Origin of the sequence: Mesorhizobium sp. B3-2-1, from assembly GCF_006439515.1 — a bacterium.
GTDB lineage: Bacteria > Pseudomonadota > Alphaproteobacteria > Rhizobiales > Rhizobiaceae > Mesorhizobium.
In genome coordinates this window covers 329,452-352,698 of the sequence record NZ_VFTI01000001.1, presented here as the reverse complement: position 1 = coordinate 352,698, position 23,247 = coordinate 329,452, and the positions used below count along the sequence as shown (strand labels likewise).

Annotated in this window: 16 protein-coding genes; 10 read left to right on the top strand and 6 right to left on the bottom strand. The window is 59.4% G+C overall.

What is annotated here, in order from left to right:
- The first annotated feature begins 52 nt into the window (after positions 1-52).
- The 4 genes from FJW08_RS01660 (at position 53) to FJW08_RS32820 (ending at position 3,392) form a co-directional block, all read left to right on the top strand.
- Positions 53-511 carry a PaaI family thioesterase gene (locus FJW08_RS01660; RefSeq protein WP_023686843.1) on the top strand — a complete coding sequence of 153 codons (459 nt, stop codon included), beginning with the start codon at positions 53-55 and terminating at the stop codon, positions 509-511.
- A 4-nt stretch (positions 512-515) separates the two neighbouring features.
- Positions 516-1,181, top strand: a complete 666-nt coding sequence (locus FJW08_RS01655; RefSeq protein WP_140808335.1) for a 5'-methylthioadenosine/S-adenosylhomocysteine nucleosidase — start codon at positions 516-518, stop codon at positions 1,179-1,181.
- Positions 1,182-1,236: 55 nt separating this feature from the next.
- Complete coding sequence (gene guaA, locus FJW08_RS01650) at positions 1,237-2,799, top strand: glutamine-hydrolyzing GMP synthase (protein ID WP_140808334.1); 1,563 nt, start codon at positions 1,237-1,239, stop codon at positions 2,797-2,799.
- 389 nt (positions 2,800-3,188) lie between these two features.
- Entirely contained in the window at positions 3,189-3,392 is a 204-nt protein-coding gene (locus FJW08_RS32820; RefSeq protein WP_246682146.1) for a DsbA family protein, read from the top strand.
- Positions 3,393-3,934: 542 nt separating this feature from the next.
- Here the strand turns inward: FJW08_RS32820 and FJW08_RS32815 are convergent.
- The gene (locus tag FJW08_RS32815) at positions 3,935-4,306 is read right to left on the bottom strand and encodes a P-loop NTPase fold protein (RefSeq protein WP_140808332.1); all 372 of its coding nucleotides are present in this window, start codon (positions 4,304-4,306) and stop codon (positions 3,935-3,937) included.
- Positions 4,307-4,390: 84 nt separating this feature from the next.
- On the opposite strand from FJW08_RS32815, the gene FJW08_RS01635 reads away from it, so the two are divergent.
- Positions 4,391-4,912 carry a hypothetical protein gene (locus FJW08_RS01635; protein WP_246682144.1) on the top strand — a complete coding sequence of 174 codons (522 nt, stop codon included), beginning with the start codon at positions 4,391-4,393 and terminating at the stop codon, positions 4,910-4,912.
- Positions 4,913-5,014: 102 nt separating this feature from the next.
- Here FJW08_RS01635 and FJW08_RS01630 read toward each other — a convergent pair whose 3' ends face one another.
- Complete coding sequence (locus FJW08_RS01630; protein ID WP_181182808.1) at positions 5,015-6,109, bottom strand: RelA/SpoT domain-containing protein; 1,095 nt, start codon at positions 6,107-6,109, stop codon at positions 5,015-5,017.
- A 342-nt stretch (positions 6,110-6,451) separates the two neighbouring features.
- On the opposite strand from FJW08_RS01630, the gene FJW08_RS01625 reads away from it, so the two are divergent.
- The 3 genes from FJW08_RS01625 (at position 6,452) to FJW08_RS01620 (ending at position 9,236) form a co-directional block, all read left to right on the top strand.
- A complete protein-coding gene (locus FJW08_RS01625) occupies positions 6,452-7,519 on the top strand; it encodes a cyclic nucleotide-gated potassium channel (protein WP_140808417.1) in 1,068 nt (355 codons plus the stop codon).
- Positions 7,520-7,569: 50 nt separating this feature from the next.
- Positions 7,570-7,734: a hypothetical protein gene (locus FJW08_RS32280; protein WP_181182807.1), complete on the top strand. Its 165-nt coding sequence runs from the start codon at positions 7,570-7,572 to the stop codon at positions 7,732-7,734.
- Positions 7,735-8,054: 320 nt separating this feature from the next.
- On the top strand, positions 8,055-9,236 hold the full coding sequence (locus FJW08_RS01620; protein ID WP_140808329.1) for a porin: 1,182 nt from the start codon (positions 8,055-8,057) through the stop codon (positions 9,234-9,236).
- A gap of 384 nt (positions 9,237-9,620) precedes the next feature.
- Here the strand turns inward: FJW08_RS01620 and FJW08_RS01615 are convergent, their stop codons facing one another.
- The 4 genes from FJW08_RS01615 to FJW08_RS01600 form a co-directional block, all read right to left on the bottom strand.
- Positions 9,621-11,303, bottom strand: coding sequence for a tetratricopeptide repeat-containing sulfotransferase family protein (locus tag FJW08_RS01615; protein ID WP_140808328.1), 1,683 nt, complete (start codon positions 11,301-11,303; stop codon positions 9,621-9,623).
- 309 nt (positions 11,304-11,612) lie between these two features.
- Positions 11,613-13,958 carry a mechanosensitive ion channel family protein gene (locus tag FJW08_RS01610; RefSeq protein ID WP_246682142.1) on the bottom strand — a complete coding sequence of 782 codons (2,346 nt, stop codon included), beginning with the start codon at positions 13,956-13,958 and terminating at the stop codon, positions 11,613-11,615.
- A gap of 326 nt (positions 13,959-14,284) precedes the next feature.
- On the bottom strand, positions 14,285-15,694 hold the full coding sequence (locus tag FJW08_RS01605) for an adenylate/guanylate cyclase domain-containing protein (protein WP_140808413.1): 1,410 nt from the start codon (positions 15,692-15,694) through the stop codon (positions 14,285-14,287).
- Between the two features lie 270 nt (positions 15,695-15,964).
- A complete protein-coding gene (locus tag FJW08_RS01600) occupies positions 15,965-18,862 on the bottom strand; it encodes a trifunctional glycosyltransferase/class I SAM-dependent methyltransferase/polysaccharide deacetylase (protein WP_246682140.1) in 2,898 nt (965 codons plus the stop codon).
- Between the two features lie 646 nt (positions 18,863-19,508).
- Here FJW08_RS01600 and FJW08_RS01590 point away from each other — a divergent pair.
- Complete coding sequence (locus FJW08_RS01590; protein WP_140808326.1) at positions 19,509-20,174, top strand: hypothetical protein; 666 nt, start codon at positions 19,509-19,511, stop codon at positions 20,172-20,174.
- Between the two features lie 7 nt (positions 20,175-20,181).
- Positions 20,182-23,241, top strand: a complete 3,060-nt coding sequence (locus tag FJW08_RS01585) for an OmpA family protein (protein WP_140808325.1) — start codon at positions 20,182-20,184, stop codon at positions 23,239-23,241.
- Positions 23,242-23,247: the final 6 nt, after the last annotated feature.

Genomic DNA, 23,247 nt, shown 5'->3' with positions numbered 1-23,247 from the left:
TGCCACCGATCCCTCTGCAATAAGCTTTGCCAGACAAACGAAGGCAACGGCGATGGCAGCAAAGATCGTACCGGCTCCGGACTATGAGGATCGCGTCAGGGCATCCTTCGCACGTCAGCAGGCGATGGCGACGATCGGCGCGGAACTGACGTTGGTGACGCCCGGCATCATCGAGATCGAGATGCCCTATTCCGCGGCGCTGACCCAGCAGCATGGCTTCCTGCATGCAGGCGTCATTTCGACCGCGCTGGACTCGGCTTGCGGCTATGCGGCGTTCTCGCTCATGCCGGAGAATTCCGGCGTGCTGACCATCGAGTTCAAGGTCAACCTTTTGGCGCCGGGCCGCGGCGAGCGCTTTCTGTTCCGCGGTTCGGTGACCAAACCCGGCCGTACCATTATCGTTGCCGACGGCCAGGCCTATGCCTTCGCCGCCGACGGCGAGGCCAAGCTGATCGCCACCATGACCGGGACGATGATGACGGTGGTTGGTCGCGACGGCATAGCAGGATGATCCGATGAGCAACATCGTGCGCATTGGCGGCAAGGATGTCCTCTTCGTCATGGCGGCGCAGGCCGAATATGGCCCGCATCTGCAGCGGCTGTTCACCCCGCTGATGACGGGCGTCGGCCCGGTCGAAGCCGGCGTACGGCTGGGCGCCGAGCTCTCCTGGTTGAAATCCGAGAAGGCATTGCCGGACCTCGTCGTATCGCTCGGCTCGGCCGGCAGCCGGACCCTCGAGCAGGCAGAAATCTACCAGGCCATCTCGGTGAGTTATCGTGACATCGATGCATCGCCGCTGGGCTTCGAAAAAGGCGCGACGCCGTTTCTCGACCTGCCGGTGACTGTGCCGCTGCCGTTGCGCATTTCCGAAATCAAGGAGGCGACGCTGTCGACCGGCGGCGCCATCATCACCGGCGCGGCCTACGACACGATTGAGGCCGACATGGTCGACATGGAGACCTTCGCCTGCTTGCGCGCCTGTCAGCTTTTCGACATTCCGATCATCGGGCTGCGCGGCATCTCCGACGGCGCGGCCGATCTCAGGCACGTCGGCGACTGGACCGAGTATCTGCACGTCATCGACGAAAAGCTGGCCGACGCCGTCATGCGCCTCGAACGGGCGATCGGTTCGGGCTTGCTCCGGCCGGAATCACCCCGTGACGAGGCGAGACCTCTCTGAAAGTCAGGCGACGCAACCCATTGCGCCGACTCGTTTCTTTCTCTAAAGGCTCGCCATGACGACAGCCAATCACACCGACACCGTCCTGATTGTCGATTTCGGCAGCCAGTTTACCCAGCTCATCGCCCGCCGCATCCGCGAGGCCGGCGTGTTTTCCGAGATCGTGCCGTTCCAGTCGGCCGAGGCGGCGTTCAAGCGCATCAATCCGAAAGCGGTGATCCTGTCCGGCGGCCCCGCCTCGACATCGGACATCGGCAGCCCGCGCGCGCCACAGATCGTCTTCGACGCCGGTGTGCCGGTGCTGGGCATCTGCTACGGCCAGATGGCCATGTGCGTTCAGATGGGCGGCGTCGCCGAAAGCTCCAACCATCGCGAATTCGGCCGCGCCTTCGTCGAGATCGAAAAGGACAGCCCGCTGTTCGAGGGCCTGTGGGCCACTGGCCAGCGCCATCAGGTGTGGATGAGCCATGGCGATCGCGTCATCGCCCTGCCGCCCGGCTTCGAGGTGTTCGGCAAATCGGAAAGCTCGCCCTTCGCCATCTTCGGCAATGTCGAGCGCAGGATGTACGGCATCATGTTCCACCCGGAGGTGGTGCACACGCCCGACGGCGCCCGGCTGCTCCGGAATTTCGTTCACAACATCGCCGGCATCGAAGGCGACTGGACGATGCGCGCCTACCGCGAACACGCGGTCGAGGCGATCCGCAAGCAGGTCGGCAAGGGCAAGGTCATCTGCGCGCTGTCGGGCGGCGTGGATTCCTCGGTCGCCGCCCTTCTGATCCATGAGGCGATCGGCGACCAACTCACCTGCATCCTCGTCGACCATGGCCTGATGCGCAAGGACGAGGCCGCCGGTGTGGTGGCGATGTTCCGCCAGCACTACAATCTGCCGCTGATCCTTGTCGATGCGTCGGAAAAATTCATCTCGGCACTCGAGGGCGAGTCGGATCCGGAAAAGAAGCGCAAGACCATCGGCCGGTTGTTCATCGAAGTGTTCGAGGACGAGGCGAAGAAGCTCGGCGGCGCCGATTTCCTGGCACAAGGCACGCTCTATCCCGACGTCATCGAGAGCGTCTCCTTCACCGGCGGCCCGTCGGTGACGATCAAGTCGCACCACAATGTCGGCGGTCTGCCCGAGCGCATGAACATGCAACTGGTCGAGCCGCTGCGCGAACTGTTCAAGGACGAGGTGAGGGCGCTGGGCAAGGAGCTCGGCCTGCCCGAAAGCTTCATCGGACGCCATCCCTTCCCAGGTCCTGGCCTCGCCATCCGCTGTCCTGGCGGCATAACGCGCGAAAAGCTGGAGATCCTGCGCGAGGCCGACGCCATCTATCTCGACGAGATCCGCAAGGCCGGCCTCTATGACGCGATCTGGCAGGCCTTTGCCGTGCTGTTGCCGGTGCAGACCGTCGGCGTCATGGGCGACGGCCGCACCTACGAATTCGTTTGTGCGCTGCGCGCCGTCACTTCGGTCGACGGCATGACGGCTGATTTCTACCACTACGACATGGCCTTCCTGAGTGCCGCCGCCACGCGCATCATCAACGAAGTGCGCGGCATCAACCGCGTGGTTTATGATGTCACCTCGAAGCCACCTGGGACGATCGAGTGGGAGTAGGGGAAACGCGGCAATAGCAGAGGTTCAGCTGCCCTCTCGACCCTCCATTTTTCATTCGCGCCAGATGTCTTCGATAGCTTTCTGCGTTCCTTCCGGACCGTTGGTTGTCTGACACGTCGTTGCTTCGGAAGTAAATCCCGTTCAGGCCGACAGAGGGTTTTGGCGTACAACGGCGTGCAAATAGGCTTGTCGAACGGACCCGAACCAAGGGCTGCCGACCGATCCGGACCTTCTGGCCAACCGGGTCGCCATGGTGGCGGCCGAAGAGGGCTGGTGCGAGGCCTACACCGTCGCAAGCTTCAGGACGTGGTACCTGGAAGACATGGAACTGGGCAGCCGCGCCCATCTGGGCCATATGCTGGCTCCCCTCGGCCGAGGACGTCGATGATGTGATTGCCAAGGCTGACGGCGCCCGCGCCCATGAGCGTCTCAAGGCGGAGACGGACGCGGCTTGCAGCTATGACATTTTTGGCTCCCCGGCCTTCGTCATCGATGGCGAAACATTCTGGGGGGACGATCGGCTGGAAGAGGGGCTTGCCTGGGCCGCTGGGCGATACGAACTGCAAACGTTGAATCATGACGAAAAGGACTAACTACACCACGCATTCGGTGGAAGCCATGCGCTGATCGCCGGTCGGGATTCTGTATTAGTGATTACTAATTTGCATCAATTTCTTGGTAACATTGCCAAATAGACCGTCGCTGAGCTATGCAACTCGACAAACGCGAGGCGCGCAGCGAGCTCGACCTCGCAGAGTCCATACAGGCTGTTCTCCGATCGACGATGTGGAAAGGATGATATGGCCGGCACGCGGACGGTCAGCTGCTGAATGTCTGGTATGCACCCAATGTCGGCCCTTCAGGGTGCCTCGGCGACGCCCCTAAAGCGGACCTTCGTTGGCGGCCGAGCGCGGCCCACCGAGAGTCGGCGGCGGGCTTACACAACACAGGGACAGAGCACTTCAGCAGAAACAACGTATATTTAATAGTATGTAATTTAGATATACATTTCATGTTTACTGCTGTTTCAAAATATTTCTCTGACACCTGCTTGCGCACCATGAGAAAGCGTCGCATGGATAGGTAAGCACTATTTCGCTGCCTTGCCGGGGGGGGTGAGTGGATTCCATTGCGCCTATAATGGTCGCGCTGGACAGAGGTGTTGTTTGCTTGACGCTGCTGACCCAGTTTTTGCGCCAGCCTGCTGATCCGCCACGACCTTGGTCCGGGCGAGCGGCTTGCCGATCGTGTCGATATTGTCCGGGCGGCGAAGCGGTTGAAGCTCAAAGCGCGCATCGTGCAGCCATCGGCGAAGCGGCTCGATCGGCTGCCGCTGCCGGTGATTGTCGAGAAGGAAGACGGCGGCTTTGCCATCCTGGCTGCCGGGCGCAGCCTTTTCGAGCGCCCCAGAGATCACGCTCATCAGCGCGGCGCGCGCGTCGTCAAAGTCCTGATACATCCAAGCATCGAACTTGATGACGAGATAGCGATCCGGAGCCTTGTCCAATTCGCGCTCGACAAGGCGAAGTGTAGTTGACTTTCCGATTCCCCAGGGTCAGGCAATCGCGATTGCGCCCAGTGGCGTAGAAAAATGGAGCGAGTGAAAGCGCAACGTCACATTGCAATTCGACCGATGCAGCATTCGCGGCGGCAAGACGTGCAGCCCATCGGACGGGAAGAGGCGATCAGCGTCGTCAAGGGGCGATTCCAACGGTTCCGCCTCGCAACCATCGTCGGATCAGGCGGGATAGGAAAGACCACCGTGGGGCTTAGCGTGGCAGAACGCTTGTCGTCGTCGTACGAGCACGGCTTATGTTTTCTGGACCTGGCACCGATTTCGAACCCTCAAGCGCTGCCCTCGATGCTGGCTTCGCAGCTCCGTCTAAATGACACATCCGGTGATCCCACCATGCATCTGGGCGCGCATCTCCGTCAAAAGCGTATGCTGCTGGTGTTAGACAGCTGCGAACTGGTTCTCGACGCCGCGGCTCGGCTTGCGGAGACCTTGCTCCGCGAAGCGCCGGAGATCGGTATCCTTGCTACAAGCCGTGAGGCGTTGCTCGTCGAGGGGGAGAGCGTCTACAGGCTTCCGTCAGCCTCAACGTCAACGTAGCTGAACAGTTCGCCAGTTCGATCGTCGCCCCCGCGCACTCGTCACCTCCGAATCCCTTCCGAACCAGTGAGTCACCGCTGCGGTCCGGTGGCGAGTGCCTTTTCAACAGTCTGCTAGACTGTATTCGATATCCGCCTTTCCCGTGCAGATGGATTTCAGATTACGGACAAACAAGGAAACGTTCCCGAAATAATTCTGGTACATTTCAACAAGTTTTTCAACTTTATCTACTTCCACCAAGGCAGCCGTTACATCAATACCCCTTAGCTCGATTTTTTTCTCTATCTCCTCCAACGTCAGTGCGCCCAACATAATAGTTCTGAATGGTTCTATGGTCACGTTATGATCTTTGCCATATTGCAGCAAATAGTATCGACATTTTTGCGTCGGCTGTACGAAGTTATCTGAGTAGAGGGTAAGATTCTTGATGTCTTCTAGAATGCTTGTCGCACCTATACGCGTGTTGATATCCCGCAATTCCCGCACTCGGTCATCGTGATCCGGAACACCGATAGGAACGGGACACTGCTCAACGTACGCGAATTCCGCCGACATAAGCTGGAAAAGGCGTAGCCAATCCTGCTCGCCCTTTCCGTGCTTCAAGTCCTGGCGCCGGAATAGCCCGACGGCCTCAACTGCAGTTGCCCATGAGTGCTGAAGTGTGGTCCGAACTTGCAATTCGATGCGTCGTCCCTCGAAAGCCTCAGTGTCGGCAGCTCTGGGTCGGTACTGGAAAACAATATGGTGACTTCGATAGCCGTCCGGCTTCGGCTCATCGATATAGTCAAATTCCCGAGAGTGTATCTCGTGGGGGAACCTGTCTCGCATCGATGCGAGAAGCATGCGAACACTTTTGATGTCGGGCATGATCGCTCGGCAGCCGCCGATATCGTTCATGGTGTCCAAATTGGTGGTGGACTCTCGAAGCTTCCGACGAATGGATGCCATGCGCTTCGGACGCGATGCCATGTCGCCCTTCAATCGCAGGGCTCGCATGTGGTGACCGACAGAGAACCGAACGCTCCGCATCGGCAGAAAGTGCGAGTCGCGCCAGCTATTGGCGATTGAGAAGATTTCGAGTGCGTCAACATACTGGCCGGCAGTGATGTCTCGTCCGAACTGCATAGGTTTTGCCAGTCGGTCGCCTGCCTTGCGAACGGCTTTCATGCTGTATTCAAGGCGCGGGTACTTAGTCATTGGACCCATATCGTCAAGGTAGGCCGCCTCATTCTGGACTGGCGGGACTACCGCAAGGGAATCGGATCTCATGGATCGTATCCCTTTGTGTACGCGAAGTCCGCTCAGAGCGGCTGGGATCGAAGCCGGAAGCCCTCGACAGTGCCTCCTCGAGTTGCGCCGGCGCTGACCTCACCGGCTCCTGCAGCTCGAGCGCATGCGACGTCGGACCATGCGTCTGTTCACTTTCCCGGACATCTGAGTTTCACCGTTGTGATGAACATCGCAGCGAAAGTAAGCACCTTTGCGCTTGCCTTGAAGGCATCCTATTCTGGAGGAATAGCATCCGCTCGTGGGCACAGAATGTCGGTACTGCCTTTCCTGAGAATTTACGCGCCGCTCAACGCGGTGCTGGCTGCGCCTGGGCTGCTGGCGGTGGCTGCGCTCACGATGCCGGACATGTCCGGACGAAGCAGGCTGGCTCTGACTGCCGTGCTCGCGGTCATTTGGGGCGCCTATCTTCTGCAGATGGCCGAGACGTTGTTCAAGCGCTGGGCGGGAGACCTTCGGGACAGGACGCCGGCAATCGCCGTTGATATGCTCGCGGTTTTGGTTCCACTCGCCGCATTTCTGCTCGTCGGCACGCCCGACCGGAGCCTCTACTGTGCTGTCTGGCTGCTGAAACCGCTGCGCGACTCGACTTTCTTCCCGGTACTGGGCAGGGTGCTGGCCAACGAAGCGCGCAACCTGATCGGCGTCACCACGCTCTTCGGCGTCGTTCTGTTCGGTGTCGCGCTCGCGGCCTATGTCATCGAGCGCGACATCCAACCGGAAAAGTTCGGCAGCATCCCCCAGGCAATGTGGTGGGCGGTGGTCACGCTGTCCACCACCGGTTACGGCGACGCCATTCCGCAAAGTTTCGCCGGCCGCCTCCTTGCCGGGGCGGTCATGATGTGTGGCATCGGCGTCTTCGCGCTCTGGGCCGGTATTCTTGCCTCCGGCTTCTATCAAGAAATCCGCCGCGAGGATTTCGTCCGCAATTGGCAATTGGTCGCCGCCGTGCCGTTGTTTCAGAAGCTCGGCCCGGCCACGCTGGTCGAGATCGTGCGCGCGTTGAGACCTCGTAATTTGCCGCCGGGCGCCGTGATCTGCCGCAGGGGCGAGACTGGGGATCGGATGTTCTTCGTTGTGGAGGGCCGTGTCAGCGTCGCGACGCCACACCCGGTGGAGCTTGGCCCTGGCGCCTTCTTCGGCGAGATGGCGCTGATCAGCGGCGAACCGCGCTCGGCGACCGTCAGCGCCGCAACGGCGGTCTCCCTCCTGTCGCTGCACGCGGCGGATTTCCAGATGCTGTGCAGCAGCAGCCCGGAAATCGCGGAAATCATCCGCAAGACCGCGCGCGAGCGGCACGGCGCGGCACCGACGGCTTGACCGTACCAGGTGTTCGCCAGGAGGAGGACGCGGATCCGGAAACTGACGCGATGTTCCTTGATGTCATTCCAGGTCAAACCGGGCGCTTCGCCGAGACGGCAGCCGAGCGCCGGCACAATCAACAAGGCCGCGTCTTCATGTGGAAAAGTGTGAGCGCGCCGAACATCGGCTTTTTCTCGGATGCGGCGGATCCGCGGCAATTCCCTGGCAGATGATTCCAGGCCTCGCCATGATTCCGTCGGCCGATCGCCGGATTCGGCGGGAAACATGCGGTTGCGGCAGTCCCGATGGTTAACGAGAGCTTTCTGAGTGAGGCCAAATCGTGTCATTTGTGCAACAACGCTGGGGGATAGCAGCCGAACAGTCCATTCGCCGGTACGATCGTTGTTGAACGCCGCCGGCTCATGGGTAATGTCGGTTTCGAGGAAGCGGCGCGGTGCGCATCTTTTTCGGTAGTGGGGATGGGGCAGGGAACGCTGTCCTTCAGCAAAGAATACCCAGACCCGTTTTTTAACTTTTGACTGGAGGTCAGAAAATGAACATCAAGAGCCTTCTTCTCGGCTCCGCTGCGGCCCTGATCGCAGTTTCCGGTGCGCGCGCCGCCGACGCCGTCGTCGTTGCCGAGCCGGAACCCGCTGAATACGTCAAGATCTGCGACGTCTACGGCGCTGGCTACTTCTACATCCCCGGCACCGAAACCTGCCTGCGCATTGGCGGCTACATCCGTTACGACATCGGCGTCGGTGACATCGGGTCATTCGATGGTGCTCGCAGCCACGACGTCGTCGACGGCAAGGACCAGGGTACTTTTCAAAAGCATGCTCGCTTCTCGATGAAGACCTGGACCGGCCAGGAGACCGAGCTCGGCACCTTGAAGACCTACACCGAGACCCGCATCAACTTCCAAAACCACAATGCCGATCTGGATCCGAACGCCGCTGAGAACACTGGGATCTCGCTGAACTTCGCCTGGATCCAGCTCGGTGGTCTCCGCGTTGGTAAGGACGAATCGGCCTTCGACACGTTCATCGGCTATGCCGGCAACGTCATCCAGGACACGCTCGTCCCCTACGGCGGCTTCGACACCAACGTCGTGCAGTACACCTTCGATGCCGGCAACGGTTTCTCGGCAATCGTCTCGCTTGAAGAAGGCTCGGGCGGCGGCAATCAGAGCTACGGGCACTACTATGGCGTCGGCACGATCGACAGCTATGTTCCGCATGTCGTCGGCGGTGTGAAGTGGACGCAGGGCTGGGGTGCGATCACGGGCGTCGCCGCTTACGACAGCAACTATGAATCGGTGTCCGGCAAGGTCCGCTTGGATGTGAACGTTTCCAGTGCACTGTCGCTGTTCATCATGGGCGGCTACGGCAGCCACGGGAAGCTCGATGATAACACCATTCATGATCCGGCTGGCGATCGCGGCTTCTATAAGCCGTGGGGCGGCAACTGGGCGGTGTGGGGCGGCGGCACCTACAAGTTCAACGAGAAGACCTCGTTCAATCTGCAAGCCTCGTACGACCAATGGAAGGACCTCGGCATTGCGGCGAATGTCGCTTATGACGTCGTTCCGGGCCTCACGGTCACAGCCGAAGTCGACTACATGCATGCAGGCAAGTTTGACACTTTTGACTTGACCGGAAACAACTACAACTGGACCGGTGGTACCAAGAAGAACAGCGTCGGCGGCGTGCTTCGCTTCCAGCGCTCCTTCTAACAGGCTTGGGCTTACAAAGATTGAAACCCGGCGGGCAACCGCCGGGTTTTTCATTTTGTACGCGCAATCTTGCGCGAGCTTGCCGCCGCGCCTTTGCGACTTATCGCCTTTCCGCAACGGCTTGGCGATCCTATCTGATTGTCTTGAAGCAGTTCTGGCCGGAGCCGTCGGGAATCGCGGAGTTACCGCACAGCACCGCGCACATGCGGACGCAAGCCAGTGCGGCGTTCGGCTGGAGCGCGATCTTTTTTTGGAACCGGTTTAGGTCAGGCGCGGCTGATAGCTGTTCGCCGAAACCGGCTTCATACGACGGCGGCATTCAATCCGGTTCAACGCGTTGCCTCCCGGGCGCTGCCAATGCCCTTACAGCGGCCTTGCCGAAGATCAGCTATCGGCAAGGTCCCCCAGGGCTTCGATCAAGGGAGCGATCTCGCCTTCGAAATTCTTCCAGCGCTTCACGGAAGATTTGTAGATCGGCTGACGGACCTGCCATCGGCTAGGCGTGGTGACCGCCCCTTCCCTATCGAAAAAGCGAAGGCATGCGTCATCCCAAGGCAGCCCTAGATAGTCAATGAGCCGGCGTGACTGTGCCTCCTGGTCGTCCACAAGCATCTCGTAGCGATTTTCGAAGATTCGATCGGGGAAAACCTCATCCCAGTGACGCATCAGGCGGTCGTATTCCCGGTAGTAGAGCCCGAGTGCGCGCAAGTTTGTATTGTAGCTGTGTGCCGAACTGAAGGGCAGGACAAAGCATGACACGCAGTTGTCGATGGCATCGCGACGGCAATGAATGATGCGCGCATTAGGAAAGAGCAGGCTAAGAAGGCCGATCAACTCGAAATTGTGCGGCATTTTGTCAACGATACGCTGTGCAACTGGAGCGCGCTCCCGCAGATAGGAAAGATGCTCTTCCGCCAACGTCTTGGACAAGCCTTCGGTGATCGTCATGACTGGTTTGTTGAAATCTCGGGCGGAGGGTTGGAGACCAATTGCGTTTGCCACCCGCCTCAGCTTGCTCAGTTCTCCCGCGCCATGAACTTCGGGATGACTGGCGCATATCTGTTCGGTAAGCGTTGTCCCCGAGCGCGGCATTCCGACCACAAACACAGGCACTTCGGAAGGATTGCCATAGTTAGACCTCATGGCAAACAGGTCCGGCGTGAAGGTTTCAATCGTTAGATCTATGAAGCGACGATACTGATCGATGTCGAACTTGTAGCCTTCAGCCTGCTTCGCTTTGTTGAAATGGTCGAATGCTTCCGCGTAGCGCTTGAGGTCATTCAGCACTTTACCGGCTGCATAGTGAAAACTCTGCACGGCCTCCGATTTGAGCCCTGGGCTGCCAAGTTCGCGAAGGATCGACTGGAGTTCCAGAGGCTCTTCCGTGAACTTTCGGCTCTGTACGAGCTCGTAGTAAGCCGCCGCTACGTCGACGCGTCGTTCGATCGTCTCTTTGAGATAGACACCAGCCTCGTCCATGCGCCCAAGGCCGGTAAGCGCCGCCGCCATACCGAGCCGCGCCTTGGGGTGATCGCGGTTGACCTTCAGCGCTTTTTCATAAAGCGGCAAAGCCAGATCGGGTTTGTCGAACTGGGTATAAACGCGCCCCAAGGCACAAAGGGCCTCCACAAGATCGGGCTGCACTTCCAAGGCATATTGAATGTGTTTGATCGCAGCAGCGAATTCACTCAGCTTACCATAGGCCTCACCGAGGCTAAGATGGTAGTAGGGATTTGTTGGCTCCTCAGCGATCGCACGTCCGAAATAGCGCAAAGCCGCTTCGTCGTCGTAGCCAAGATAAACGGTGCCCATGATGTAGAGAGCCAGCGGATGATTCGGCGTGCGCGACAGCACCTCAAGGCATATGTCCTGAGCTTCGGCCAGCCGGTTGGCCTGTTGATGTTCATACGCCTGCATCAGCAATTGGTCATCAGCCTGCGCGCGCACGTCATTGGCGGCGCGCACGAGTGGTTTTGCCAGTGTCGGATTTGCTTGAGGCAAGCGCGGCTTCGGCGCGGGACCAGACTTGAGGTGCTTTGCCCAGGCGGGTGGCAGACGGTTGTTCATTGAATCTTGCTAGCAAAAAGCCACGAAGGAATCCAGCCTTCTGCACACCGCCGCCAACCCAGCCCATGCCGGCAAGAAGCTCTTTTCGATGGGAGCCTATGCTATGCGCCAGCGCGGCAACGCATGGCTACAAGGTGTCGATGGCTGCCCTTCGAATAACAATATGGTGCATTGATTTTTTCTCGATCGGTGAATAGCCAGCGCAGCTGGGTGTGGTCGACAGATTGTCCAACACCACCCGGATGCTCTCGGCCTCGGAATATTGGATATCGCCGATCCCCGACGTCGGTCCGGTGACGGCGCTCTTTCCTATTCCGTTGCGCCAGCTTTTTTTCTGCGACGAATGGTGTGCGATTGCGCGACGGCCATTTTCAGCTCGGGTGTAATGTCCAACGGCGCATTCTCTGCCTCATGTGGGGTCTGTAGCCCCTGGACCTGGACGGTCGGGAATGGGAGTTCGATGCCCTGCTCCTTGAAGACCTGGCGCAGGCGTACATAGAATTTGCGTTTCATAGCGAAGGCGCCTCCCGGTCTGGTCGTGGCCTTGACCCTCAACACGATGCCGTACTCGCCGAACTCCTGTACGCCCTGCATCTTGATCGGGTCGAGCACCCAGTGTTTGAACTCGGGATCTTCCGCCAATTCGAGGCCGATCCGCTTGATCAGCTTGCGAGCGAATTCGATATCGGTGTTATAGCCGACGGTGATGTTGAATTTGTCGATAACCCAGTCACGGCTTTGGTTCTGGACGGCCCCGAGTTCACCGAAAGGTATCGTGAACAGCGGACCTCGATGGTGGCGCAGCTTCACTGAGCGCAGCGAAAAGCTTTCCACCGTACCCTTGTAATTGCCCGAGGAAATATATTCGCCGACACGAAACGCATCGTCGAGCAGAAAAAACACGCCCGAAATGATGTCCTTGACGATGGTTTGTGCCCCAAAGCCCACCGCCACGCCGACGACGCCAGCGCCAGCGATCAGCGGGCCGATCTCGATACCCATTGAGGCGAGCATCATCAGCACCGCCATCACGATGATCGATGCGAGCAGAATGTTCTGGAGGATCGGCAAGAGCGTGTGCAGCCGCGCCTGCTGCGGATCGAGGATCGGGACCTCTTCGTCGCTGATCACAGGGTGCGGTGTATCGATGCCCAGCTTTCGTTCGATCAAGGCTTTGATGATCGACCAGCCGAAATCGGCTGCGAGGGCAATGACCACGACATTGATCAAGCCGCGCAATATGAAGGTCGTCGTCGTATCGCTGTCCCGCATGGATTGCATGTTCAGACCCCAGACACGCGCGAGAAGGTAAGCCGCCGCCAGGATGAAAATCATTCGGATTCCGCGATCGATGACAGCGATCGTCACCGCCGGGATCGTCGGCCGGCCGAGATCTTCTGAACCTGGCCGCAGGACGAAATTAACCCCGCGTTGCGTCGTCACGATTGCCAACGGCAGGAAGAATGCGGCGAAGGTAAGCCAGAAGTATCCATAAAGGCCGGCGATGCGCTGCAGGAACAGGACGACGAAATAAGCCGTCAGTAGCCATGTCGCTTCCGTGTGAACGCTGTGGCGCGCACCGACTCGCTGTGTTCTTGGCCGACGCCAAATGGCCAGCAGCAAGAGCAGCAGCAGCACGAAATCGGCGCCCAGCGACAGGACCATCATTCCGTCCTGATCGATGCCGAGACCTGGCAAGAGGATGAACGCGGCGCCGAAGAAGGCGAAGACGCCAACGATCCGGGGTAGCCAATAGGACCAATGGTCAGCCGCTTCGTTGGTGATTGGCGAGGCACGAACCTCGACGGCGTTCTCGACGTTCATGAAGGAAGGGACGAGCATGGCCATGACGTACATGCGCACACCCCATGTAACGACCGCCGCCATCAGAAATGTCAGTACTATCTCGCGGATAAGCATTGGCCAGTCGAACAGCATGAACGCGCCGGCGCTGCCCAGTGCGAACGAGACGATCAGCGTGCTGGAATAAAGCATGCGACCACCAATCTTCTTGACTCGCCCAATGGGCGTATCCTTCGGTTGCGCGATAATCCAAAGGCGAAATGGACGGGTCAACTTATACGTTGCCCAAGTGAGCGCCAGGCCGGCTGCGATGAACACCGCGATCAGCATGATTATTCCGGCCGATCCCTTGCTGGACATATCCTCCATGGTCTTTGCGCGAACGTGCGCGAACTGACCGGGCAGCAAGGGCAAAGTTTGTATGATTCTTTCGATATGATGCTTGATCCGATCGAGCGTCGAGGATGCCATCGTATTCATCTGGCCTGGTGCGGCCACGGCGTCGGACGATGCGTCGGCCGGAGAAGCTCCTGCCTTGGCAGGCGCTCCCGTTGACCCGGCGTCCTGATTTCGCTGTTCGGCCACCCAGGCCTTCACTGATGGATCGTCGAGAAGCTCGAATAGCTGTTTGACCTTTTCAGGCGGGACGGTCGCCGGCGCCTGCGCCTGTGCCGGACCCGCCAACAAGAGGGCCATCCCAACAATCAGCGCCCTGGCAACCAGGACGAACGTCCCGCCAAGGTATCGGAGACGTTGTGCCGGGCGCGCCAGGTTCCTGGTTCCCAACCGTCGAATCATGAGTGGCATCGTGCTGTTAACCTTCCGGTCAAAATCGGCAAACAACGACATCATCTATGCCGCCAGTGCTTCTACGTTGAAGAAGCCGATGTTGTGGTACAAGAGTCCATCGTTCAAGCTAGACCATTGCGTAGGGTCTGGTCGCGCAAATCCGTCATGGGATCCGCAATTCAAAGACGCTGGGCGTCACGGGGCTTCTGGTAGAGCAGAACGCATATCCCGTTGGGGCATCACCGTCCGAGGCTATGTGATGGAAACTGGGTGCATGACCATGCAGGGCCGGCCAAGGAACGGATTGCAGACGAGCGCATAGGCGCTGCCTATCTGGGCTCTGACACAGCTGTACCCATGAAGGCAGCCGTAGGCATCACCGTGTGCGTCTATCCCCGCATAATGCGATAGACAGTCGCATCGCCCTCCACACCTCGAAGAGGCGCATCAAACGCGACGATGCCTAGGCCGGCAAGCAGGTCGCTCACGCCTGGCGCGGAATAGAGCGCTTCGGAGATGCAAATCTGCCCGGCTTCCGCCAGTGACTGCACGCGTGCGGCGACATTAACGGTCTGGCCGAAGTAGTCGAGGTTCTCGTTGAGCGTGACGGCGATCGATGGACCGCAGTGGGCACCCATCTTCAGGATAATACCCGGCCTGACATTGTCGCCATTGAAGCGATCGATTTCTTCAAAGATGTGAAGAGCGGCCGAAATCGCATCCGGTGGCCGCGAGAATACTGCCATCACCGCATCTCCGATCGTCTTTACAACGGCGCCGGAATGCTGGTGGACCGCAGCATTGAGAAGCGCGAAATGCTCGCGGACGAGGGCATAGGCGTTGAGATCGCCCAGGCGCTCATACATGGCGGTGGAACCCTTGAGGTCCGTAAACAGGAAGGTGATCTGCCGGATGCCGAGCCCCTCCTTCTCGTCGACACGCTCGGAACGGAAGAGCTGGCGGAAGGTTTGCCGCGCAAGCAGAGCCCCGCCGGAAACATATGGATCGAAATCGAGCGCCGGTTTGGTCTTCAACGCGACAAGCTCGGGCGGCCAGTTGATGAGAAGCAACGCGCCACGACCGGGCCCGGTATTCGCAACCTCAATGACAACCGGACCGGGCGGCACGACCGGCAACGCCGGCAAGAAACGCTTGCCGTCATAGTTGATCTTAAGAAGTGTCGGTGCCGACACCGGATCCCCTGATATAGGTACAGCGAACGCAGCCTGTGTCTGCACGTTGACGCCCGACAGGGATCCGGCATGGAGGTCGGCGCGCAGCATTGTTGTGGTGCCCGGAGGCAGGAACGTCATGCCCCGCACTAAGCCTCGCAAAAGGTCCAGAAAGCGTACGTCCTGCCCGGGCAGCCGTCCGTCATTGCCAAAGCGTAGCTTCCAATGAAAATCCTCGACAGAGAGCGTCTCGGGCTCGTGGAACGGAAGCCGCCGCAAATGGGGCGATACAGAGAAGGAGACCTCGATGAAGTCGTCGAGGTCGGTATCGCCCGATACGTCGCACAGGCCGCAGACGTAATGGGTCTGCAGCGTGCGCAGGGCGCCGAAACTGTCGAGCACCATCCCGGACTGGGGACAGAGCACGTCCCAGCTCATATCGAACAGGCCGCAGCGAGCCGCGTGAAGGAAGAGGTCGATTGCTTCAGGCTCGGCGATTGCGCGGTCGCGGGCGAAGGCCAGCGGATTGACCCGATACAGCGCAAGGTCGTCGCCGCTCCTGATAAGCGTTTCGAATTTTGAGATGACGCGCGGGCTCCATGCTCGCGCTTGCTCGATCTCGGTCATCTTGCGTTCGAGAAGACGATCGTTGACCACCGGAACAACAGCTCCACCCGTTTGCCCTGCGGCAGCTTACCAAAATTCGGCCCCGATGCGAATGGATGGAAATCCTTCGTCTGTCTCGAGCCTTAGGGCGGCACGTGCCACGCTGGTGCAGGTGCTCTGAACGTCGGCATAGGGTCGTCACGAGCGTAGGACCGCAAGGTCACGCTGCGAAGTGTCTCGTCGATCTTGCGCATTCTGAGCGCAAACAATGACACTGACAAAGTTTACCGTTCAACCGAGCACGGCCTCGACGGTGGCAACAAAGTCATCGAGCGAGCGATCCCCACGAATCTCGATGCGCGGAAGGTCGATGGGATCGCTATTAAGGTCCGCCGGCCCGTGTCTTCCGCCGAAGCCGATCCGATAGCCGGACTCCTTGGCTAGCCTGCCGAGCCGTCGGTCGGTGACGGAGAAGGGTGCCGCGAACGCCGAGGTTGGCCGGCCGGTCCACCGTTCGATGAACATCCGAGAGCGCAGGAGCTCGGCCGCCAATTCAGAGCTCGAAAGACCATCGATGGCGCGATGCGTCGCCAGATGGCTTCCGAAGAACGCACCTTCGGCGGCGAGACGTCGCACCGTTCCGCCGTCCATGAGCGGCGTTGGCGGACCGCTGACGGCGTCCCACTTTGCACTTTCACCCACCAGGTCCGTCACCAGGAACACTTCCGCGGTCAGGTCGTGCGCACGCAAGATCGGCCAGGCATGGTCGGCAAAGTTCTGGAAGCCGTCATCGAAGGTGATGAGCACCGGGCGGCCAGCGAAAGGCTGACGGTTGGCGACGGACCATTCCAGCTGCTCGGACATGATCGCGTGAAAGCCATTTGCCCGCAGCCATGCCATCTGGCTCGCGAATGCGGCGGGCGTGAGCCGGAAACGGGCGAGCGCGGCCGGACCTTCATCGGCGACGCTGTGATACATGAGGACAGGGATGCGTTGCCGCCGCTCGCTGCGCGCGACGTCGCGGCGCAAGACCCGCGCCCCGCCCCAGACGATATTTCGCGCGACCCCGATTCCGAGGGGTGCGCGGACCGGCACATGATCGATCACCGGCTCCGTCGCCATGTGGTCCGGTGACAGGCGGCGGAAGCGATCTATGCGATAGAGTTCGGTCTGGATCGATTGCGCAAGAACGAGTCCTTCGGTCTCTGCCAGGGTTTGCGAGATCGTTTGTGCACCGAATGTGTTCCAGTCGAAGCCCGTCCTTTCAACATTGTCGCGTAGCACGAATGCGTGTGCGTTGATGAAACTGCCGCCAGGCGCCAATGCCTCAACGAATTTCTTGGCGATGCGACGCAACCCGGCGAGATCATCCAGGTAGTAGAGCACTTCCGAACAGACGATCAGATCCATCTCACCGGGCAGCGTGTCCGCAAAAAAATCCAGGACGCCGAACTCGACATTCGGCTGGTCCGAGCAGCGCGCGCGCGCCCGTTCGATGGCTACGGCGGAAATGTCGGTTGCGGTCAAATGGCCCACCAGCGGCGCCAGTTGTCGCGTGAAATGGCCCTCCGCGCAGGCCAGCTCAAGCGCTCGTCCGATGGGACCGGCCGGCAGAATCTCGAGCTGGCGCTCATATTTTTCCTGCTCGTAGGGCGAGCTGTAATTCCAGGGATCCTCTATCGCGAAATAGCGATTCCAGAACAAAGTACGATCCTTGTCGTGGCCATCCGAGGCCGGTGCACGGCGCGGCGCCGGAATAGGCTGCGTAGCTTCGGCGCTCGACCGAACCAGTTCCCGCGCTTCCGAGTCCAATTGCGCGAGTCTGCCGAAGTGGCTGTCCGGATCAGGCCGGCGTTCCGCTGTGGTCGACAGTGCCTCGGTTGCAAGCGTGGTTGACCTGTCGGCACCGTCGTCCTTTTGCGGTGCGAAATTCAGGATCAGTTCAATCCAATGACGCCTTGTCACTTTCCCGAGCACGCCGAACTGCACGACAGCTTCGATCTGGCCATCCATCATCAGGTAGGCATAGATTTGATCGATTCCTTCCGGAAGCTCGGTCGAGGTTGGATTTCGAGCGTCGACACGAATTCCGAGTGTCCGCGCCAGCCTGCGAGGTGCGGCAAGATCATCGGCATCGAGAAGCATTTGCTCGAGATGATACTGGACGCGACGACCCGCGACCGGATCGCCCCAGACCTTGCCGAGTTCGATGATCAAGTCGGTGAGGGCGCCGCCAAACCTGTTCCATCGGGCAGCCAAATGCGCTGGCACCGATAGGCTTCCTACCATAAGGCCATCGAAGGCCACCTTGGCGATCTCACGCGCCCATTTGCGTCCTGCCGGGAGCGCGCGCACGGATTTCGGGTCGATCGAGCCACCGCCGCGGCCGCAATCAGATGCCGCGATCCACAGCGCGAACCATGCCAGTGCTTCGGAAGCGGTGCGGCCGTCCGCCGAGATCGCCCCATTGGCATGCGCCGGCGCTGGGCGTTTGACCCTGGGATCAGGAGAAAAGCCGCGGGCGATCACGATTTCCGCGTCTGCCAGCATCTGCGTCGAATTGCGGGTGAGCGCGTTGGGGCTGGTTCGATAAAAGGCGAGCGGCTCGTCGACCATCACCCAATTTTTGCCGAGACGTGCGACGCGCTGCCACAGATCCCAGTCCTCGCAGGTGCGCAGCGACACATCGAAACCGCCCAACTCGACAACTGTCGCGCGATCGACCAGCAACGCGGGAGTGGCGATGGCACACCGGCGAGCGAATGTTTCGAAGGGCTGGATCGCGACCTCGGGGGCGATGCTCGACGGGGTCAGTGCGCCATCGGGCATCACGCGCCGAGAACCACAATAGCAAGCCACGGCATCCGGCGCGGCCGCCAGTGCGGCCAGCATTGTCGCAAGGAAGCTGGCATCCACCCAATCGTCGGCGTCCAGGAACATCAGCCAGCGGCCACGCGCCATCGAAACCCCTATATTGCGCGCCCCCGCGGGGCTATTCGCGCAAGAACTCAACGTCCGAAATCGGGCATCTTGTTCCACATAAGCGGCGATGAGCGCGGGGGTGCGGTCCGTGGAGGCGTCGTCGACGATGATCGCCTCCCAGTCCGCGATTTCCTGATCGAGAAGGCAATCGAGTGCGCGCGTCAGCGTTACCTCCGCGTTGTGCGCAGGAACTACGATTGAAACCAATGGATTATGCGCCACGTTGTCTTACCCGCGCCTGGTTCGTAAGAGGTAGTACAAGTTGCGTCGATCTTTGTCGGCGCAGGCCGTCACGATCGACGCCGATCCATTCGACCCATCGTCCACCACGACTATATCCACTATCTGGTAGGTCTGCCGGCGGCTGCCGGCATGCATTGCGCCGATGCTTTGCTCGACATTGAACATCGGTACCACACCGCCTTGCGGTAGCATTCTGGATCATCGAGCTTTCGTTTTCTTCGGCAAGAGTCGGCGAATGTCAAAACCGCATAACGGCATCGGATGGCAGCACTGCCCTGTCAAGATCGGGGCGAATTAGGGGCAAGAAAAAAGACTTGAAGACAGGCTTGAATGGCAAGCGCTCATGCCCGACGCCTTAGAGTTGCGACCTTCGGCAAAAAAGATAATCGCGGCGAAGACGCGAGCGCAAGCTGATCCGGATCGACCACTCGGAACCGCGGCCGAACTGCGAGCGCTGCAGTTGCTTGATGATGGATCCAAGGCGCTCGAAATTTACGCGCGAACCGGCTTAAGCCGAAAAGATTCCGGCTTGCGAGCCCGGTATTTTGCTGACATCTTTATAAGTTGCTAAATTAGTACGGTGGCTGCTGTTTAAATGAAGGGTATAGGGATGGCGAAGGAATCTTCGAGTACCGCTTCTCCGGCAAATAAAGCGGACGCAAATCTGACAAGTAATGCAGACGCAAACGGGCTGGCCTTCATGGCGGGCCAGGCTCGCGAGAGCGGGACCCCCGGCGACGCTGTAGGTGTCGACAAGATACGTGATCTGCTGTTCGGCAACCAGATGCAGGACTATGACCGCCGCTTTTCCAAGCTTGAAGAACGGGTCTTGCAGCGCTTCAAGGATGTCGAATCCGAGGCCAAGCGCAATCTTGAAATGTACGAGTCAAATGCGAAAAAGCAGGTCGACTCGCTTGCGGCGCAATTGCGGAACGAAAAAGACGCGCGAGCCGACGCCGACAAGGAGATTGACCGGAATCTTCGCGAGCAAAATCAAGCGCTTGAAAAGCAGGTGCGCGCGTTGTCGGATCAATTGAACGAGCTTGAGCGCGAAATTGCGGACCGGATAAATCGAAACGATCATTTGCTGCGTGAGGAAATCAAGCAAAAGAATGAAGGCATTCAGATGCTGATGGAGAAAATGTTTTCCGATCTCGGCAACGTCAAGACCGACCGAAATCTTTTGGCTGGCCTGTTTGTCGAGGTTGCAAAATGTCTGAATCAGGATCCCGTCGGCAGCAAGACCAACTCGGAGCGTAGCTGGAAAGTGAGTTGATCGGAACTTGACGTCGACCGTCGACCCAATCAGCCTTCCAAAAAAAACAGCCTCGAACGATACAGAGATTGATCGCGAGGCTCTGGCCCGTCTTTTGATCGAAATTGCCCGGAACGTTGATCCGGACTACCGTGCGCGTCTCGGCGGAGTTCCAACCGCCGATCCTCGCATGGAAACGCTGCGCCAGTTGCTGGTCAGCCGCGAAATTTCGGAGCTTTCACGAGTTACGCATCTGCTCGACGAACCGGAGCAGCTTGCGGCAGCAGTGGGCGACGTGCTTCCCAGTGCGGCCGCACGAGCGCCTCATGCGCAACTCGGCGAGGCCCTTGCGCCAGCTGTCGAAAGGGCTGTGCAACGGTCGATCCAGAAGAGCCCGCGTACGCTGACGGATATATTATACCCGGTGTTTCTGCCAGCAATTCGCAAGTCGATCGGGGAAAAGATCGACCAGACCTTTCAGTCGCTGAATGAAACTTTAAGACATATATTTACCTGGCATGGGCTCAAGTGGAGACTCGAATCCTGGAGGACTGGTGCTAGCTTCTCTGAAGTTGTACTGAAGCATTCTCTTATCTATCGTGTCGAGCACGTCTTTCTCATTAATCGCAACTCGGGTCTTTTGATAGCGCATGTAACTGCGGACAATGCGACGAGCGAAGATCCTCAACTCATTTCTTCGATGCTTAGTGCAATTCAAGATTTTGTGAAAGATTCATTTAACGAGAAAGAGCAGAGCGGCCTGGACACAATTCGTTTTGGCGACCTTCGTCTCTGGTCGGAAGTTGGACCGTTTGCGACCCTGGTTTCGGTGATCCGAGGAAATCCGCCAGAAGAACTGCATGAAATAGTTCGCGATGTATTGCTTCGTATCCATGAGGAATGCTCGCAGGCTTTAGTGGAGTTTGACGGTGACAGTTCGCAGTTGGCCGGCATAGAGGCGCAGTTGCGGACCTGCGTCGAGCTGAAGCAGGAGGAGTCAAACGAGGGTTTTCCGTGGCTGGTGGTGGCTCTGGCTCTGCTGCTTTTGAGTCTGGCAGGCGGTTGGTTCTTTCTTTCCTGGCAATCCGGGCAGCGATGGCAGGCCTACGTATCGCGACTGGAGACCCAGCCGGGCATCATCGTTGCCGAACAAGAGATACGCGGCGGCCAATTTTATGTTGCCGGCCTCAGAGACCCGCTTGCCGCCGACCCGCAGTCGCTGTTGTCTGGAACGCAGGTCGATCCCGCCCGGGTTCATTCGCAGTGGCAATCCTATCAGAGCCTTGAGCCCGAGTTCGTGTTGAAGCGGCTGACGGCGTCGCTGGCTCCGCCGGATTCAGTACGACTTTCGATCATCGGGGATCGCATCGTTGCCGAGGGTGAGGCTCCCGACACCTGGATAGATCGGGCGCGCGCAGCGGCCCGACAGCTTTCGGCAGGCGGACCGGAATTCGACATCTCCAAGGTTCGTGATGTGAGCCCCCAAGCACGCGCGGCAGAGCACTGGCAGGCCTATGTGTCGCGACTGGGGACCCAGCCAGGCATCATCGTCGCCCAACAAACGGTGAGGGGCGGCCAATTCTACATTTCCGGCCTGAGAGACCCGCTTGCCGCCGACCCGCAAGCTCTGCTGTCCGGGACACAGGTCGATCCCGGCAGGGTCCATTCGCAGTGGCAATCCTTTCAGAGCCTTGAACCGGAGTTCGTGTTGAAGCGACTGACGGCGTCGCTGGCTCCGCCGAATTCGGTGCGGCTTTCAATCGTCAATGATCACATCGTTGCCGAAGGTGAGGCTGCTGCCACGTGGATCGACCGGGCGCAGGCCGCCGCCCGGCAGCTTTCAGCAGGCGGGCCGGTATTCGATATTTCCAGGGTCCGTGACCCCGAAGAACGCGAGGCGGAGCGCTGGCAGGCCTATGTGTCGCAACTGAAGACCCAGCCGGGCATCATCGTTGCCGAACAAAAGATACGCGACGGCCAATTCTACATTTCCGGCATGAGGGACCCGATTGGCGCCGACCCGCAGTCGCTGTTGTCTGGAACGCAGGTCGATCCCGCCCGGGTTCATTCGCAGTGGCAATTCTATCAGAGCCTTGAGCCCGAGTTCGTGTTGAAGCGGCTGACGGCGTTGCTGTATCCGCTGAAATCGGTTCGGCTTTCGATCGTCGAGGGTCGCATCGTTGCCCAGGGCGAGGCTCCCGACACCTGGATAGATCGGGCGCGTGTAGCGGCCCGACAGCTTTCGGCAGGCGGACCGGAATTCGACATCTCCAAGGTTCGTGATGTGAGCCCCGAAGCACGCGAGGCGGAGCACTGGCAGTATTATGTGTCGCGACTTGAGGCCCAATCGGGAATCATCGTCGCCCAACAACGGACGAGCGGCGGACAATTCTACATTTCCGGCCTGAGAGACCCGCTTGCCGCCGACCCGCAAGCTCTGCTGTCCGGAACGCAGGTTGATCCTGCCCGCGTTCATTCGCAGTGGCAATTCTATCAGAGCCTTGATCCGAAGTTCGTGGTGAAGCGGCTGACGGCGTCGCTGTCCCCGCCGAAATCGGTTCAGCTTTCGATCGTCCAGGGTCGCATCCTTGTCGTGGGTGAGGCTTCTGCCGGCTGGATCAACCGGGCGCAGGCCGCCGCCGAACAACTTTCGGCGGACGGAGTGGTTCTGGATGTCTCGCAGCTGCGTGAGCTGAACCTTGCAGACCTTAATTATTTGAGAGAAGCCATCCAGGCGACCGATATTTTCTTCTCTTCCGGCAAAGTTGTGCCGGGACCGGAGCAGTTGCCGGTTCTCGACAGGTTGGCGGATCAAATAAAGGAATTCGCCCAAGATGCCCGCAAGTCAGGCGTAACAGCACGGTTCATGTTGACCGGGCATTCGGACACCACGGGACGTGAGACGGCCAACGCGTCGATCAGTGCAGCCCGCGCCGAGACAGTTCGCGCGCTTCTCAACAAGCGCGGAGTCGCTCCGGAACTGCTGCTGGTTCGGGGCGCGGGCACTTTTGAACCGCTGGTGCCAGAAAATAGTCAAACCGGGAGCTCCACCAATCGCCGGGTCTCGATTTCGGTAAACCTGGACTAGCGGGGC

What these genes read in the sequence shown, in the direction of transcription:
- FJW08_RS01660 (WP_023686843.1), top strand. Translation starts at nt 53, where the DNA reads ATGGCAGCAAAGATCGTACCGGCTCCGGACTATGAGGATCGCGTCAGG.
- guaA (WP_140808334.1), top strand. Translation starts at nt 1,237, where the DNA reads ATGACGACAGCCAATCACACCGACACCGTCCTGATTGTCGATTTCGGC.
- FJW08_RS01630 (WP_181182808.1), bottom strand. Translation starts at nt 6,109, where the DNA reads ATGACTAAGTACCCGCGCCTTGAATACAGCATGAAAGCCGTTCGCAAG.
- FJW08_RS01590 (WP_140808326.1), top strand. Translation starts at nt 19,509, where the DNA reads ATGGCGAAGGAATCTTCGAGTACCGCTTCTCCGGCAAATAAAGCGGAC.
- FJW08_RS01605 (WP_140808413.1), bottom strand. Translation starts at nt 15,694, where the DNA reads ATGACCGAGATCGAGCAAGCGCGAGCATGGAGCCCGCGCGTCATCTCA.
- FJW08_RS01620 (WP_140808329.1), top strand. Translation starts at nt 8,055, where the DNA reads ATGAACATCAAGAGCCTTCTTCTCGGCTCCGCTGCGGCCCTGATCGCA.
- FJW08_RS01615 (WP_140808328.1), bottom strand. Translation starts at nt 11,303, where the DNA reads ATGAACAACCGTCTGCCACCCGCCTGGGCAAAGCACCTCAAGTCTGGT.
- FJW08_RS01635 (WP_246682144.1), top strand. Translation starts at nt 4,391, where the DNA reads ATGGAGCGAGTGAAAGCGCAACGTCACATTGCAATTCGACCGATGCAG.
- FJW08_RS01625 (WP_140808417.1), top strand. Translation starts at nt 6,452, where the DNA reads ATGTCGGTACTGCCTTTCCTGAGAATTTACGCGCCGCTCAACGCGGTG.
- FJW08_RS01655 (WP_140808335.1), top strand. Translation starts at nt 516, where the DNA reads ATGAGCAACATCGTGCGCATTGGCGGCAAGGATGTCCTCTTCGTCATG.
- FJW08_RS01610 (WP_246682142.1), bottom strand. Translation starts at nt 13,958, where the DNA reads ATGATGTCGTTGTTTGCCGATTTTGACCGGAAGGTTAACAGCACGATG.
- FJW08_RS32280 (WP_181182807.1), top strand. Translation starts at nt 7,570, where the DNA reads ATGTTCCTTGATGTCATTCCAGGTCAAACCGGGCGCTTCGCCGAGACG.